Raw genomic sequence first — 15,007 nt, forward strand, 5'->3', positions numbered from 1 at the left:
GGCCCGGACGCCGTGGTCAGACGAGGTCGAACCTGTCCAGGTTCATGACCTTGTCCCACGCGGCGACGAAGTCCCGGACGAACTTCTCCTTCGCGTCGTCGGAGGCGTAGACCTCCGCCAGGGCCCGCAGCTCGGAGTTGGAGCCGAAGACGAGGTCGGCGCGGCTGCCGGTCCACTTGATCTCGCCCGTGGCCGCGTCGCGGCCCTCGAAGGTGCCGGCGTCCTCGGACGTCGCCTTCCAGGTGGTGCCCAGGTCGAGCAGGTTGACGAAGAAGTCGTTCGTCAGCGTGCCAGGGCTGTTCGTGAAGACACCGAGCGGGGACTGCTGGTGGTTCGCGCCCAGCACCCGGAGGCCGCCGACGAGGACGGTCAGTTCGGGGGCGCTCAGGGTGAGCAGGTTGGCCCGGTCGAGCAGCAGGTGTTCGGCCGGGAGCCGGCTGCCCTTCCCGGCGTAGTTGCGGAAGCCGTCGGCCGCGGGCTCCAGCGCGGCGAAGGACTCGACGTCCGTCTGCTCCTGGGAGGCGTCCACGCGGCCCGGTGTGAACGGGACCCGGATGTCGAAGCCCGCGTCCTTGGCGGCCTGCTCGACGGCGGCCGCCCCGGCCAGCACGATCAGGTCGGCCAGCGAGACCCGCTTGTTCCCGGACTGGGCGGCGTTGAAGGACTCCTGGATGCCCTCCAGGGTCCGCAGCACCGTCGCCAGCTGGTCGGGCTCGTTGACCTCCCAGCCGTTCTGCGGCTGGAGGCGGATGCGGGCGCCGTTGGCGCCGCCGCGCTTGTCGCTGCCGCGGAAGGACGAGGCCGAGGCCCAGGCGACGGACACGAGCTGGGACACGGACAGCTCGGAGGCGAGGACCTGCTCCTTGAGGGTGGCGATGTCGCCCTCGTCGATCAGGTCGTACGTCCGCTCCGGGAGCGGGTCCTGCCACAGGAGAGTCTCGGAGGGCACCTCGGGGCCGAGGTAGCGCACGGCCGGGCCCATGTCACGGTGCGTCAGCTTGAACCAGGCGCGGGCGAAGGCGTCCGCGAAGGCGTCCGGGTCCTGGTGGAAGCGCCGCGATATCTGCTCGTAGACCGGGTCGAACCGGAGCGAGAGGTCGGTCGTCAGCATGGTGGGGGCGTGGCTCTTCGACGGGTCGTGGGCGTCGGGCACGGTGCCCGCTCCGGCGCCGTCCTTGGGCCGCCACTGGTGGGCGCCCGCGGGGCTCTTGAACAGCTCCCACTCGTAGCCGAAGAGAATGTCGAAGAAGCTGTTGTCCCACGTCACCGGGGTGGTCGTCCAGGTGCCTTCGAGACCGCTGGTGATCGTGTCCGAGCCCTTGCCGGTGCCGAAGGTGTTCCGCCAGCCGAGGCCCTGCTCCTCCAGCGGGGCCGCCTCGGGGTCGTCGCCGACGTGGTCCGCCGGGCCCGCTCCGTGGGTCTTGCCGAAGGTGTGGCCGCCCGCGATCAGGGCGACCGTCTCCTCGTCGTTCATGGCCATCCGGCGGAACGTCTCACGGATGTCGCGGGCCGCGGCGATCGGGTCGGGGTTGCCGTTGGGGCCCTCCGGGTTCACGTAGATGAGCCCCATCTGCACGGCTCCGAGGGGGCTTTCCAGCTCCCGGTCGCCGGTGTAGCGCTCGTCTGCGAGCCAGGTGGTCTCCGGGCCCCAGTAGACATCCTCCTCGGGCTCCCAGACGTCCGCGCGGCCGCCGCCGAAGCCGAAGGTCTTGAAGCCCATCGTCTCCAGGGCGACGTTGCCGGCGAGGATCATGAGGTCGGCCCACGAAAGGCTCTGCCCGTACTTCTTCTTGACCGGCCACAGCAGGCGGCGGGCCTTGTCGAGGTTGGCGTTGTCCGGCCAGCTGTTCAGGGGCGCGAAGCGCTGCTGCCCGGCGCCGGCGCCACCGCGGCCGTCGCTTATCCGGTAGGTGCCGGCGCTGTGCCACGCCATGCGGACGATGAACGGGCCGTAGTGGCCGAAGTCGGCGGGCCACCAGTCCTGCGAGGTCGTCAGGACCTCGGCGATGTCCCGCTTCACGGCGGGGAGGTCGAGGCTCTTGAACGCCTCGGCGTAGTCGAAGTCGTCGCCGAGCGGGTTGGCCACGGCCGGGTTCTTGGCGAGGATCTTCAGGTTCAGCCGCTCGGGCCACCACTGGCGGTTGCCGCCGCCCTGGGTCGGGTGCGGGGCGCGCGCGTGCGCCACCGGGCAGCCGCCCGCGCTCTCCAGCTTGGGGTCGGTGACGATTGCGTCATGGTTCTCAGGCATGGGAATCCTTCCGGATCAGGCGGATCACTGTGCTCAGGAACTACGGGCGGCGGATCATTCAGGGCTTCGGTCCCGGTCGAGGACGCTCGTCACGCGCGCTTCCCTGCTGTTGTCCTGTCCCTTGGTTGTCGCCGGAACCGATCCTACGATGGACAAAGTCCAAGTCAATGCGAAGCCGAGAAACCGAACGAATCCAGTCGGCGAAAGGCCGTCACAAGGGGTGGTGGGCATGAGTGATCTGCTGGGGCGGCTCCGGAGGCGTGGCTGGCGGATGACGGCCCAGCGCCGGGTGGTCGCCGAGGTGCTCGACGGCGACCACGTCCACCTCACCGCCGACGAAGTGCTCGCGCGCGCCACGGCGCGACTGCCGGAGGTCTCCCGCGCGACGGTCTACAACACCCTCGGCGAGCTCGTGGCGCTCGGCGAGGTGACCGAGGTGTCCACCGACGGCCGGGCCAAGCGCTACGACCCGAACGCCCACCGACCCCACCACCACCTCGTGTGCTCGGGCTGCGGCACCATCCGGGACGTCCACCCCGTCGGCGACCCGCTGGCCGACCTGCCCGCCTCCGAGCGGTTCGGCTTCACCGTCTCCGGCGCCGAGGTGATCTACCGCGGCCTGTGCCCGCACTGCGCCCCCGCCTGAGCGGGGTACCGGGAGGCCGTGTTCCGGGTGTGCGGCACCGGGCACGCCGGGGCCGCGCACGCGGCGAGGCCCTCCCCGGGATGCCCGGGGAGGGCCTCGGCGCCTGCGCGGCTCAGACGTCGGGATAGATGTCGCCGCCGGCCATGCCGGCCTCCTGCTCGCTCTGGTCCCGCAGCCGGCGGGCCTTGTCCCGCAGCCTCTGCTTGTCCTGCTGGTCGTCGGCGCGGTCCGCCGCCCGGTCCAGCTCCTGCGCCTTCTCGCGCATCTGCCGCACGCGTCCGCGCGCCTCGTCAGCGGTGCTCATCAGGCTCTCCTCAGGGACGGAGACATACCGACCCCACCAGGAAATCAGCGCCCGGGCCGCTCCGCACGTCGAGGGGGCCTCCCGGCCGCCGTCAGGAGGACGGGTGCTTCGCCACGACCTCCCCGGTGATGTCCGCGGCGATGTAGCCGGTCGCGCTGTACTCGTTGGTGAGGTAGAAGTGCATCGTGGGCCGGTCGGAGTTGAAGGTCCAGCGGCTGACGAGGACGTAGCGCAGGTTCGGGCGCTCCACGCCCAGTTCGCCCTCGCCGCGCTTCATCAGCGCGGGCAAGCGGTCCCAGGCCATGGTGGTGACGTCGAAGGGCTGGTCGTCCGCCGCGTCGGGGTCGATGGTCCCGCCGGGGCCGGTCCGCCGGGCGACGCCGTTGCGGTACTCGTACTCGTCGTAGGTCCTGGCACCGGGCCGGGTCGGGATGTCGGCCAGGGCGTAGTCCTCGTAGACGGTCAGCTCCACCATCTGCGTGGTACCGCTGACCTTGCGGAACGACTCGATGACCGTGTTGACGTTCGCTGTGGTGAGCAGGGTGCCCCGGGGCGCGGGGGTACCGGTGCCGGCGCTGTCCCCGGTGCCGGCACTCGTTCCGGCGCTCGTGCCCGTACCGGTGCTGCTGCCGGTGCCGGGGGTGCGGTCACCGGTCGCCGGAGTGGCCCCGCCGCGGGCCCCGTCCGTGCCTCGGGCTCCGGAGCCCGAGCCGCCGTCGGGCAGCAGGTACCAGACGCCGGCGGCGACCACGGCCGCCGCCAGGCCGAGCGGGACGGCGAAGGTGGCGGTGCGGCGGCGCGGGCGCGGGACGGCGGAGGAGGTGGGAGAGGTGGGCGGGCCGAACCCGCCGGCCCCGGGGACGCCGTGGGACGGAACGGTCGGCGGTGCCCACGCCGGCGAGGCGGGCGGGGAGTACGCGGGGTGCGGGTGCACAGGAGAGTGCGGGTGCGGCGGGCCGAACGGGCCGGCGGCGGCCGCCCCCGGTGCCCCGGTGGCCGGCTGCCGTACCGCGGCGTCGGCCAGCAGCTGCTCCAGGCGCGCCCCGTCGGGACGCAGCGCGGGATCGCGCACCAGGAGCTGGGTGAGTACGGGTGCCAGCGCACCGGACCTCACCGGTGGCGGGATCGGGTCGTCGAGTACGGCGACCACGGTCGCCAGGCTGGTGGCGCGCCGCAGCGGGTGGTGCCCCTCGGCCGCCACGTACAGGAGCATGCCGAGCGACCACAGGTCGGAGGCCGGGTTGCCCTCCTCGCCGCGCACCCGTTCGGGGGCGATGAACTCGGGCGAGCCGATCAGGTCGCCCGTGGAGGTGAGCCGTGAGGTCGCCTCGTTGAACGCGGCGATGCCGAAGTCCGTCAGGACGGCGCTGCCGTCGGGGCGCAGCAGGACGTTGGCGGGTTTGACGTCGCGGTGCTGGATACCGGCGGAGTGGGCGGCGCGCAGGGCGGACAGGACCTCCCGGCCGAGGGTGAGGACCTCGGGCACGGACATCGGGCCCTCGGCCAGGCGGTCGTAGACCGAGCGGCCCTCGACGAGCTCCATGACGATCCACGGGTGCGAGCCGTCCTGCGGCTCGACGATGTGATGGATCGTCACCACGTGCGGGTTCGACAGCCGCGCCAGGGCCCGGGCCTCGCGGACGGCCCGCTCGCGCAGCTGCGCGGTCAGGCCGGGGTTCGCGTGCTCGACCGCGGGGTCGGCGGGACGGACCTCCTTGAGTGCGACATCGCGGTCGAGGGCGATGTCGCGTGCTCGCCACACCGTGCCCATGCCGCCGCTGCCCAGCCGGGAGATCAGTTGGAAACGCCCGTCGACCAGGGGTCTTCGGTCCTCACTCGTGCTCATGGGCGGTCATCGTATGCGGTCCCGGTGACAGCCCGATCCGTGGCCGGTTCAAGGAAAAACGGCCGTGCCGGGACCGTGCCACGACTGGGGCGCGGGGGCTGACCGCCCCGTCACGGAGCCCGGTTCGCGCGGCCGTGCCGGGACCGCACCGCGACTGGCGCACGGCAGCCTGACCGGCCCCCTCACCGAAGCCGGTTCGCAAGGGCGCTGTTCACCCGGGGCGGTGGCGCGACGCACGGCCCCGGGTGACGGCGCCGTTCATGCGCCGCGCATCCGGGCGCGGAGTTCCTGGCACTCCACGGCCGACCAGAGCACGCCGGCGATCCCGTCGACCAGCCGGTCGTCCGTCACCTCCGGCAGCGTCCGCCGCACCGCGGCGCCGAGCTCCGACCACACGCGCTCGGTGGTGTCGTGCACCCCTCTCGCCCACGAGCGCGCGGCGGTCAGCTCCTGGACGGCCGAGCGCGTGTCCGGCCCCACCGCGGCGAGCAGCCCTTCGGCCGTGGCGGTGCCGGCCGTACGCAGCCGGGCCGAGCCGGCCGTGTCGCGCGGGCGCAGCAGATGCCACCACCCCGGGGGCGGGGCGAACGACGAGCCCGCCGACCACCGGCCCCTGCGCGGTCCGAACACCCCGCTGCCCGTCAGCGCCCAGGCCGCCGCGACGGTGCCGTCGGGACCGCGCAGTTCGCCGTACTCCTGGGCGCCGCCGGTTATGCGGTGCACCGTCCGGGGCTGTTCGTCGCCGGGGAACAGCACCGTTTCCCGCGCGGCCGGCTCCGCAGCGGAACGGACCCGCCGCACCCCGTCGAACGGGACGGCCGTGAACGCGCCGTCCTGCCAGTGGACACCGGTGAGCCAGGTCGTGCGGTGGTCGTGGTTCTCGTCCTCCCAGGATGCCAGCGGCCCTTCGTCGCCCACCGCGATCGCGCGGCCGTGTCCGACCAGCAGCAGGGCATCGCCTCCGTCCCGTATCTCCGCCCAGTCGCCCCGCTGCCACGGCGGGTCGCCGGGCAGCCCCAGCTCGTCCGGGACACCGGTGCGCAGGGTCCGCGCCAGTGCCGCTGCCGGGTCGACGGCGAGGAGGTGGCCGACCTCGTCCCCGACGTGCCGGCGGGCGGCGGGCGCGGCGAAGGGCTCCAGGTCGCGCAGTGCCGTGTGGAGCGGCGGTACGCCGCCTTCGAAGGCCCGGTGGCCGTGCTCGCGGAGGAAGTCCGTGACGAAGGCGCGCAGGGCCGGTTGCGTCGTGAGTGTCCTGACCCGTCCCCGTCACCGGTCAGCGGATGCGGCGGCCGGTGGCCGGTCGACAGGGCGACCGGCGGGTCGGACAGGCCGGCCAGCAACCGGGGCGCGAAGCGGGCGTCCCGTGTGACGTGGGGGAGGTCGTCGCCCTTCGCCCGCCCCAGCCAGTTGACGAACCCGAGTGGTTCGGTCCCGGCGTCCTCCACCGGGATCCCGGCCGCCAGCAGCGCGTCGAGCAGCCCCAGATCGACGCAGCGGTTCCGCGCCGACGCCTGGGTGTCCGGCATCCGCAGAGCGGGCAGGGCGCGGTAGGAGGCGCCCTCGGCGCGCAGCCGCGCACCGATGCCGGCGAACAGCCCGGCCAGCCCGTCGACCGGCAGCCGCAGCCCCGGGTAGCGGTGCGCGAAGCGGTTCAGCCAGACGCGGAGGGCCTCGACGTCCACCGTGGCGCCCGCGCCGGGGGTCCCCGCCGCGCCCTGCGGACCGGGCGAGGTGACCGCGCCCGTGCCCGGGGCACCGTGCGGCGCCGCCCCTTCCGCGCCCGTGAGCAGCGCGGCCGCCCCCGTCGAGTGCAGCAGCCGCACCCAGCCGGCCGCCGCCGCGGTGAGCGCGGCCCGGCCGCCGCCGGCCGGCGCGGCCGTCAGGGCCAGAAGCTCCCCCGGAGTGACCGTGCCGTCGGCGAGCAGCGCGGAGAGGACCGGCTCCCAACCGTCCCAGACGTCGGTCGTGGCGTCGTCCATGCCGCCGTGCGTCAGCAGGCCGCGCAGCAGCTGACGGTGCTCCTCGTCCACGGGTGCCGTGCCTCCGCAGAGGGCCAGGACGGCGCTCGCGAACTCCGGGCGGGACGGCAGCCCCGCGCGGTGCCAGGCGAGGACGAGCTTGCGGTGGTAGTGGGCCGCCCGCGGCGCGGGCAGCCGTGCGACGAGGGCGTCGCGGTGATCGGCCAGGGCACGCTGCGACACCGCGCCCGCCGCCGCGCACTCCACGAACGACTCGATCAGGCCGTCCTCGTCGACGACGAGGCCGCTGTGCCGCTCGACCTCGCGGGCGCGCGCGAACAGCGGCTGCGCCATGGCGGGGCTGCCCGCCTCGGCGATGACCCGCGCCCCTCCCTCCAGCAGGGCGGTCATCAGCTGGGGTGACCGCGTCTCCAGCGGCGCGGCCTGGGCCTCCAGGGTCCTGGCCGCGCGCCCCGGCTTGGTGGCCGCCGTCACGGCGCACGCGCGGAGCTGCTTCAGCAGACCGATCGCCCGGTGCGCGTCGGCGGGCCGGGCCCGGCACACCCGGGCGAGGAACCCCGGCGCTGCGGCCCGGACAAGGCCGACGGCCTCACGCCCGGCCTCCCCGGACGGCACGGGGACCAGGCCCAGGGCGCGGGCCACGGTGTCCTCGGCGTCGGCCGCCCGCCGGGGCACGAGCCGTACGACACGGGCCCCCTCGTCCAGTGCCGCCCACGCGTAGCGGCACACGGTGAGCGCGTCCTGCCCGTCGGCGGCGTCCGACGGCGTGCCCGGAGCGACGCCTCCGGCGTCGAGCAGTGCGTCCTCGTCCCACGGCCCGGGAGAGCTGAGGCCGGACGCGCGGCCGTCGGCGCCCGGGCCGGCCGGGCCGGCGTGCTCGGCGCAGCGCGCCAGGAACAGCTGGTACGCGGTGGCCGCGTCGGGCCGCTCCTCCTGGCGGTAGCCGCCGTCCCGTGCGTCGTAGAGATGGGCGGCCGTCCGCATGCCCTCCGACCAGGCGACGGGGGGAATGTCGTCGAACGCCCCCGTGCCTTCCCGGGTGCGGTCGCGAGGGCCCCAGTACAGATCGTTCATGTGGGTGCCGCTCATGGGGCCCTGCCAGCGCAGGTCGATACGCATGGGGTGGCGCGTGCGGCCCGCGTACACGTCGAAGTGGGCGGTCTCCCCCCGGATGCGCCCGCCGAACCGGGACACGGCCCGCTCGAAGCGCGCCCCGCTGTCGAAGTCGGCTCCGTCGAAGGCGTCCACGCCCCGCCACGGGTGCCTCGTCGCGGGGGCCGCGCGGGGCCGCCACCACACGGTGCGGTGCAGCTGCTCGATACCCTGCTCGCCCCCGTGCGCGTCGAGGAGCGTGCGCCAGCGCTGCAGCGGCCCCCGTCCTTCGGGGTCCAGCAGGACGGGGTGGGGCACCGTCACGAGCGGTTCGTCGAGGCGGAGTTCACCGTCCGGCGTGACCAGGCGCAGTCCGTCCGCCGCGCCGGGTCCGGCTCCGGCTCCGACGAGCAGCCCGGCGCGTGCGACGTCCGCCGAGCCGTCCGGCTCGTACGGCGCGATCACCAGGTGGCGCAGCACACGCTGCCAGTACGGATCCGGCCACACGGCGTGCAGCAGCCGCGCGGGGACGGGCAGCGAGCGTGTCATCCACCGCTCCACCTGCGAGCGCGCCTGATCCGCGTGGTCGGCGAGCCAGTCGGCGAGTGCGAGCAGCAACTCCGCCCGGTCGTGCCGGCGCACCTGGGCCGGGACCTTCTTGAGGACCCGGCCCGCGGCGTTCCGGCACACCAGTGCGGGACGAGGCTCCGCGTACGGATCGAGCGCGACCTCGTACGCCGCCCGCCCGGAGCCCTCCTCCGTGCCGTCGAGCGCGATCCACTCCATTGCCGTGCCCCCGTTCCCCGTTCCCCGAGCGATGGGCGCGGCCTTGCGGGCCGCCGCGGGCCGGCGCCCGTCGCGGACGGACGCCGGCGTGATCACTCTAGGCGTGGTCACCGACAACGCCGCCTCGGGCCCGAAGGGAGGCGCCGGCGGGGGGCTCAGGAGGGGGTGAGGGACCATTTCTGGTTGGCCGCGCCCGTGCAGGTCCAGATCTGCGTCCGGGTGCCGTCGGCGGAGGAGTTGCCGGTGACGTCGAGGCACTTGTCGGCGGGCAGGTTGACCAGGTCCCGGGTGGAGGGGTTCCAGGACCAGCGTTGCGCGCCGGTGCCGTTGCACGTGTACAGCTGCACCCGGGCTCCGTCGGCGGTCGAGGCGCCCGTCACGTCGAGGCACTTGCCGAGGGCCCGTACGCTGCCGTCGGCGGCGACCGTCCAGCGCTGCGCGGCCGTGCCGTTGCAGGTGTGGAGCTGCACGGCGGTGCCGTCGGCGGTGGCTCCGCCCGCGACGTCGAGGCATTTCCCGGCGAGGCCGGTCAGGGTGCCCGTGGTGCCGCTGCCGCCGGCCGTTCCCGCCCAGGTGAAGGTGGCGGTGGTGCGGGCGGGCAGGGTGTAGGTGAAGGACTGGTCGCCCCAGTTCACCCGGACCGACTGGCCGGTGGTGCCGCCGTTGTGCGCGATGAGGGCCTTCGATCCGTCGGGGTTGCGCCATGCCACGTTCTGCACGGTGCTGTTGGCGGTGGAGTCGATGCGGTGGGCGCCCGGCCTGACGAACTTGGTCAGGTGCCCGGTGGTGTAGTACTCGATGGTGTAGTCGACCTGCCCCGCGCGTGCCCCGCCTTCCTGCACGGTGATGAGGCCGGTGCAGGTGCCGCAGCCGCCGTTGTGCGGGCCCATGTTCTGGTTGAGGGCCAGGCTCCACTTGACCAGGCTGCCGCTCCAGTTGCGGGCGTAGCCGACGATGTCGGCCAGGTCCTCGTTGTGCTGGTCGGCGATCCAGGTGCCGCCGGAGTGCTCGGTGCTGAACTGCTTCACCGCCGGGTACTGCTGGTGCACCTGGCTGCCCACCGCCGGGTCACCGGAGTAGCCGTGCCAGGCGATGCCGCCGAACAGCGGGTCGTTGCGCACCCCCGGGTCGTTCAGGACCCCGGCTCCGAAGCCGGCGTAGTCGCCGTAGTTCCAGTCGTGCACGAGGATCCTGGTGGTGATGCCCGCCGCGCGGAAGGCCGGGTAGACGTGGTTCTTGGTGAACTCCACCAGCCCGGAGGGGTTCCAGCTCATGCCGGGGTAGTTCATCGCGGTGGGGTCGGCGGCCTGGCAGCAGTTGGGCTCGTTCTGCACGGAGAGGTAGTCGATCCGCACGCCGGCGGCCTGGTAGCTCTGGATGTACTTGACCAGGTACTGGGCGTACAGGGGGTAGTACTCCCACTTCAGCCAGCCCATCTGGTCCATGCGGCCGTTGTCCTTCATCCAGCCGGGCGCGCTCCAGGGCACGCCCTTCACCCGCAGTGCGGGATTGAGCTGCTTGGCCTGGGCGGTCAGCAGCCGCACGCCGGTGTCGTAGCCGTTGGCGCCGAAGTCGTCCAGGTCGCAGCAGGTGTCGTCCAGCGAGACGTGGCCGGGCCGGGACAGGTCGGAGGCGCCGATCGGGTTGCGTACGAAGGACAGGCCGATGCCGTCGGTGGGTGAGAAGAGCTTGCGCATCACCGCGTCGCGGGTGGCCGCACTGACCGCTCCCCCGCGCAGCAGGTGGGCGGTGGTGTCGGTGATCGACGCACCGCCGCCTTCGAATTGCTGGTAGGTGGTGTGCTCGTTCACGGTGATGGTGTGGTGCGCGGTGCCGCCCGCGGGTCCGAACGCCAGCGGCGCCTGCTGGGCGAGGCCGCGGGTGACGGTCCGCCCCCCGGCGTCGGAGGTGGTCGTGAGCCAGACGTCGACGCGTTCGCCCGCGGCCTGTGCGGTGCCGGGGCCGGCGAGGACCAGTGACCCGGCGAGGAGGGAGCCGGCCGCGAGCGCGGTGAGGGGACGGCGACCGGCGCGGTGGCGCGGCCGCCCGCCGGCCGGGTGGTGGGGGCGGGGGAGGCGAACGGTCCGCCGGACGAACGCCGTCACCCGGCGCTGCATGTCATGCACCTGACATTTCCTTTCGAGGAGCTTCCTTCGGGATGCACACAAGGACGCGCCCGGCCGGGCAGCGCGGCCCGGCAAACGGCCACCAGCCGGTGAGGGCCGTCCGGCGCCGCACCTCCGTCACCCTGCCCGCGATGCGCACCCCTACCGGCCACCGCCCGCCGGACACAGGGGCGTTGAGTCAAAGCAAAGCCTTATCTCAAGATCTGAAGTTATGGGCCGACCCCTCCCCCGTCAACCCTTCGCGCCACCCGTCCGCACAGGGACGGCCGCACCGGAGCCCGTTCACCCGCGGGCCGTCCACGCCCCAGGGGCACCTCCGCGCCACAGCGGCGAACATTCTCGGCCGAAAGCACTCCGCGCCGGCGCCCGCGGAGGGCCGAACGGCGAACCGCCGCCGGGCGACGACCGGACCGGCGATTCCGTCCGGGCCTCCGGGTGCCTTCCGCGTTTCGCCTGGAGAGAAGGAGCAATTCTTCTCCTGCCGGCGCACGGCCGACGGAATGATCTCCACCCATTTCCGCACCGGGCCGACCGCGTCTTCCCGTGTGCTCCGCTGCATGAATCCGGCCACACGCAACGGACTCTTGTGGCGCTTGTTCGGGCGTGATTAGGATCCCGCTCGTTTCGCTTCCCCCACATTTTCTGCACGAATTCGCCAAATCGGTGAGGTGCTCCGTGGAACGGCCCGTGTCAACCGCACAACCGTCCCACCACCCATCGGGGACGCGCGATGTCAGGCTCCTGTGGTGGGCCAGTGCCGCCGACGGTGTCGGCACCCAGGCATCGGGGGCCGTGCTCCCGCTCCTCTTCCTCGGGCTGGGCCACTCCCCCCAGGTGGTCGGCCTGATCGCCGGAGTCTCCACCGCCGCCGGGCTCCTCCTCGGTCCGCTCGTCGCCGTCCCGGTCGACAGGGGTGCGCGCAAGCGGGTGATGCTGGGATCGGCCACCGTCTCCGCGCTCGCCATGGGCTGTGTGGCCCTCGCCCTCACCGCCGGCAGCCCGCCCCTGGCGCTGATCCTCGCCGCCGTCCTGGTCGAACGGGTGGCGACCGCCTGCTTCGAGGCGGCCGCCCGCGGCACGCTCGCGCTGATCTGCCCCGAGCCGGAGCAGCCGCGGGCGATCGGGCGCCTCGCCGCCGCCGACCAAGGCGCCCTGATCGTCGGCCCGGCGCTCGGCGGTGTGCTCTACCAGGCCGCCCGCGCGCTCCCGTTCCTCGCCGACGCCCTCTCCTACGTCGTGAGCGCCCTGTGCGTACGGGCGATGCGCGCCGACCTCACCCCACGGGCACCCCGCGGGCGCGGGAAAGGCGAGCGCCGTGAGGGATTCCTGCGCGAGGCCGCGGCGGGGCTGGAGCTGGTGCGCTCCTCCCGGCTGCTGCGGCTGGTCCTGGTGTGGAGCGCCACCGTCAACGTCGTCGTGGTGGCGCTCTACTTCGGAGCCGTCTTCGCGCTCCAGCGCGGCGGCCACGGCGGCGCGGCGCTCGGCGCCGTCCTCGCCGCGTCGGGCGCCGCGGGGCTGGCCGGCTCGCTCGCCGCCCCGCGAGTGGCGAAACGTTTCGGCGCCGCGCGTGTGGTGACCGGCGTGACCTGGCTGCTCGTTCCGCTCGCCGCCGCGCTCGCCACGGTCGCGGGACCCTGGGCGTACGGGGTGCTGTTCGGTCTGGTCTGCCTGCTGATGCCGCTCGCCTCCGTGGTGCTCCAGGCCCGGGCCCTGCAGGTCACCGCACCCGCGTTGCAGGCGCGTACCGGTGCGGTCCTGGCGACGGCCGTGACCGGCGGCGCCTCCCTCGCGCCCGTGCTCGCCGGGGCCCTCGCCGACCGCGTGTCCACGGCCGCGCCCGCGATCGTCTGCGGGGCGGCGCTGGCCCTGCTCGCGGTGCACACCTCCCGGCGCGCGGTGCGCGGCGTCCTCCGCCCGGAGGGGGCCGTATGACCGGCGGTTACCAGGTCTACCGGGCGGCCCTCCCCGAGGTGTGCGCCGCCGACCCGGACAGGATGGTCTTCACTGCCGACGCCGACGGCCGCTGCGAGGTGTTCACCTGGGACGCCGCCGCCCGCCGTGCCCGGCAGGTCACCCGGCGCCCCCGGGGCACCCTGCACGGCGCCATCGACCGCGACGCGCACGTGTGGTGGTTCGACGAGGACGAACACGGCCGCGGGCAGTGGTGGTTCCAGCCCTTCGCCGGCGGTACGGACCGGCCCGGGCTGACGGACGTACCGCCCGGTCTCCCCCGCGGGCTCGCGGTGAGCGACGACGCCACCGTCGCGCTCGCCGTCGGGCACGGGCACACCACCACGGTCCACGCCGGTCCGCGCGGCGGCGCCGCCCGGACCACGGCGCACCTCGACGGTCACGCCACCCTCACCGGCATCACCCCCGACGGCCGGCTGCTCGCCCTCGCCGGCGCCGGTGCCGTCACCGTCCTTGCCGGTGACGGCGCCGTCCGTGCCGTCCTGCCCGGCGACAGCGGCACCGGGCGCCTGTGGTCCCTGGGCTTCGCCCCCACCGGGGACGGCGGGGAACTCCTCCTCGTCCGCGAGTGCGACGACCGCTATGTGCTGGCGAGCTGGCGGCCGGCCGCCGGAGTGGTCACCCACGACTGGTGCGCCTTCGACACCGAGATCACCGCCCGCTGGGACGGCTCCGGTGACGGTGACGGACGCTGCGTCCTGGTGCGCCAGGACCGGCACGGCCGCTCCGTCCTGCACCGCGCCGACCTCACCGCACGGACCCTCACCACCGTCCCCACCCCGGCGGGCACCCTCCTGGACGCGGCCACCCGGCCGGGGCGCGACCTCCACTACCTCTGGACGTCGACCGGCCACCCGCCCCGGCTGTGTTCCACGCGGGGCACCCCCCTGCCCGTCCTGCCGACCGTCGCCGACCCGGTTCCCGGCCGCCACGAGGACGTGTGGACGCCCGGCCCCGACGGGCCCGTGCACACCCTGCTCAGCCTCCCCGAAGCGGTCCGCGGCCCGGCCCCGGCGGTGTTCCTCGTCCACGGGGGTCCCGCTGATCACGACCGCGACGCCTACGACGGCGTCGTCCACTCCCTGGTCGCCTCCGGCTTCGCCGTCGCCCGGGTCAACTACCGCGGGTCCACGGGGTACGGGCCCCGCTGGCGGCGGGCCTTCGGGCGCGGTGTCGGCCTGACCCAGGTCGACGACCTGGTGTCCGTCCGTGCCGACCTCATCGCCCGCCGGCTGATCCGGCCCGGTGCCGTGGGGCTGTGGGGCACCTCCTGGGGCGGCTACCTCGTCCTGCTCGCCCTGGGCACCCGGCCCGGCCTGTGGCAGGCGGGCGTCGCCGTCAAGCCCGTCGCCGACTGCGCGGCCGCCCACCGCACGACCACCCCGGCCCTGCGCGCCCTGGACGAACGGCTCTTCGGCGGCACGCCCGACGAGGTGCCCGAGCGGTACGCGCGCAGCTCACCGGTCCACTACGCCGCCGCGGTCCGCGCCCCGCTGCTGGTGGCCGCCGCCACCCATGACGCCAAATGCCCGCCCGGCCAGGTCCGCGGCTACCTGGCCGCACTGCGCGCCGCCGGGGTCCGCCACGAGGCGATGTGGCTCGACTCCGGTCACGACGGTTACGACGGCGGCGACCACGTCGCCGTGCTCCGCCACGCCGTGGTCTTCCTGGACCGGGAACTGCGCGGCCCTGCGCGCCGCCCCCAGACGCCCCGCTCCGCCCGGAGCGGGGAGCACCGCACCGCCGAACGCACCACGGAGAGGAGAAGGTCCCATGCAGAAGGACATCATCCACAACGACCCGCTCGCGGGTGACGAGGAGAACCGCAAGCCGAGCGTCGGCATCACCGTCACCGTCCCGTTCCGCAACGCCGAGGACGCGGAAGAGGACTGACCGCCGCCGGGCCGCCCCGGGGGGGGCCCCCCCGGCCCGCCGGCCCCCCCCCCCCGGGGCCCGCATGGGGGTGGTGGAGGGGAACAATCCCCGGGGGCCCCACGACCCCCCCGACC

At 74.4% G+C, this 15,007-nt stretch carries 9 protein-coding genes; 3 read left to right on the forward strand and 6 right to left on the reverse strand.

Annotation, left to right across the window (positions count from 1 at the left end):
- Positions 1-16: 16 nt before the first annotated feature.
- Positions 17-2,248: a catalase/peroxidase HPI gene (katG, locus tag ACIA79_RS30480; protein ID WP_399431626.1), complete on the reverse strand. Its 2,232-nt coding sequence runs from the start codon at positions 2,246-2,248 to the stop codon at positions 17-19.
- A gap of 229 nt (positions 2,249-2,477) precedes the next feature.
- Here katG and ACIA79_RS30485 point away from each other — a divergent pair, with 229 nt between their 5' ends.
- The gene (locus tag ACIA79_RS30485) at positions 2,478-2,894 is read left to right on the forward strand and encodes a Fur family transcriptional regulator (protein WP_399431627.1); all 417 of its coding nucleotides are present in this window, start codon (positions 2,478-2,480) and stop codon (positions 2,892-2,894) included.
- A 112-nt stretch (positions 2,895-3,006) separates the two neighbouring features.
- Here ACIA79_RS30485 and ACIA79_RS30490 read toward each other — a convergent pair whose 3' ends face one another.
- From ACIA79_RS30490 to ACIA79_RS30510, 5 genes are all read right to left on the reverse strand, one after another.
- Positions 3,007-3,198 carry a DUF6381 family protein gene (locus ACIA79_RS30490; RefSeq protein ID WP_399431628.1) on the reverse strand — a complete coding sequence of 64 codons (192 nt, stop codon included), beginning with the start codon at positions 3,196-3,198 and terminating at the stop codon, positions 3,007-3,009.
- A 91-nt stretch (positions 3,199-3,289) separates the two neighbouring features.
- The gene (locus tag ACIA79_RS30495) at positions 3,290-5,044 is read right to left on the reverse strand and encodes a serine/threonine-protein kinase (protein WP_399431629.1); all 1,755 of its coding nucleotides are present in this window, start codon (positions 5,042-5,044) and stop codon (positions 3,290-3,292) included.
- A gap of 258 nt (positions 5,045-5,302) precedes the next feature.
- Positions 5,303-5,767 (reverse strand): hypothetical protein, encoded by a 465-nt coding sequence (locus ACIA79_RS30500; protein ID WP_399431630.1) that lies wholly within the window; start codon positions 5,765-5,767, stop codon positions 5,303-5,305.
- Positions 5,755-8,901: a DUF4132 domain-containing protein gene (locus tag ACIA79_RS30505; RefSeq protein WP_399431631.1), complete on the reverse strand. Its 3,147-nt coding sequence runs from the start codon at positions 8,899-8,901 to the stop codon at positions 5,755-5,757. The genes ACIA79_RS30500 and ACIA79_RS30505 overlap by 13 nt, the downstream gene beginning before the upstream one ends.
- A 155-nt stretch (positions 8,902-9,056) precedes the next feature.
- Positions 9,057-11,018 (reverse strand): ricin-type beta-trefoil lectin domain protein, encoded by a 1,962-nt coding sequence (locus ACIA79_RS30510; protein ID WP_399431648.1) that lies wholly within the window; start codon positions 11,016-11,018, stop codon positions 9,057-9,059.
- Positions 11,019-11,714: 696 nt separating this feature from the next.
- On the opposite strand from ACIA79_RS30510, the gene ACIA79_RS30515 reads away from it, so the two are divergent.
- A complete protein-coding gene (locus ACIA79_RS30515; protein WP_399431632.1) occupies positions 11,715-12,959 on the forward strand; it encodes an MFS transporter in 1,245 nt (414 codons plus the stop codon).
- The gene (locus ACIA79_RS30520; RefSeq protein ID WP_399431633.1) at positions 12,956-14,812 is read left to right on the forward strand and encodes an alpha/beta fold hydrolase; all 1,857 of its coding nucleotides are present in this window, start codon (positions 12,956-12,958) and stop codon (positions 14,810-14,812) included. The genes ACIA79_RS30515 and ACIA79_RS30520 overlap by 4 nt, the downstream gene beginning before the upstream one ends.
- Positions 14,813-15,007: the final 195 nt, after the last annotated feature.

Source organism: Streptomyces sp. NPDC051310 (assembly GCF_044455245.1).
In the GTDB taxonomy this organism is placed as follows: Bacteria; Actinomycetota; Actinomycetes; order Streptomycetales; family Streptomycetaceae; genus Streptomyces.

What these genes read in the sequence shown, in the direction of transcription:
- ACIA79_RS30495 (WP_399431629.1), bottom strand. Translation starts at nt 5,044, where the DNA reads ATGAGCACGAGTGAGGACCGAAGACCCCTGGTCGACGGGCGTTTCCAA.
- ACIA79_RS30490 (WP_399431628.1), bottom strand. Translation starts at nt 3,198, where the DNA reads ATGAGCACCGCTGACGAGGCGCGCGGACGCGTGCGGCAGATGCGCGAG.
- ACIA79_RS30510 (WP_399431648.1), bottom strand. Translation starts at nt 11,018, where the DNA reads ATGCAGCGCCGGGTGACGGCGTTCGTCCGGCGGACCGTTCGCCTCCCC.
- ACIA79_RS30505 (WP_399431631.1), bottom strand. Translation starts at nt 8,901, where the DNA reads ATGGAGTGGATCGCGCTCGACGGCACGGAGGAGGGCTCCGGGCGGGCG.
- katG (WP_399431626.1), bottom strand. Translation starts at nt 2,248, where the DNA reads ATGCCTGAGAACCATGACGCAATCGTCACCGACCCCAAGCTGGAGAGC.
- ACIA79_RS30520 (WP_399431633.1), top strand. Translation starts at nt 12,956, where the DNA reads ATGACCGGCGGTTACCAGGTCTACCGGGCGGCCCTCCCCGAGGTGTGC.
- ACIA79_RS30485 (WP_399431627.1), top strand. Translation starts at nt 2,478, where the DNA reads ATGAGTGATCTGCTGGGGCGGCTCCGGAGGCGTGGCTGGCGGATGACG.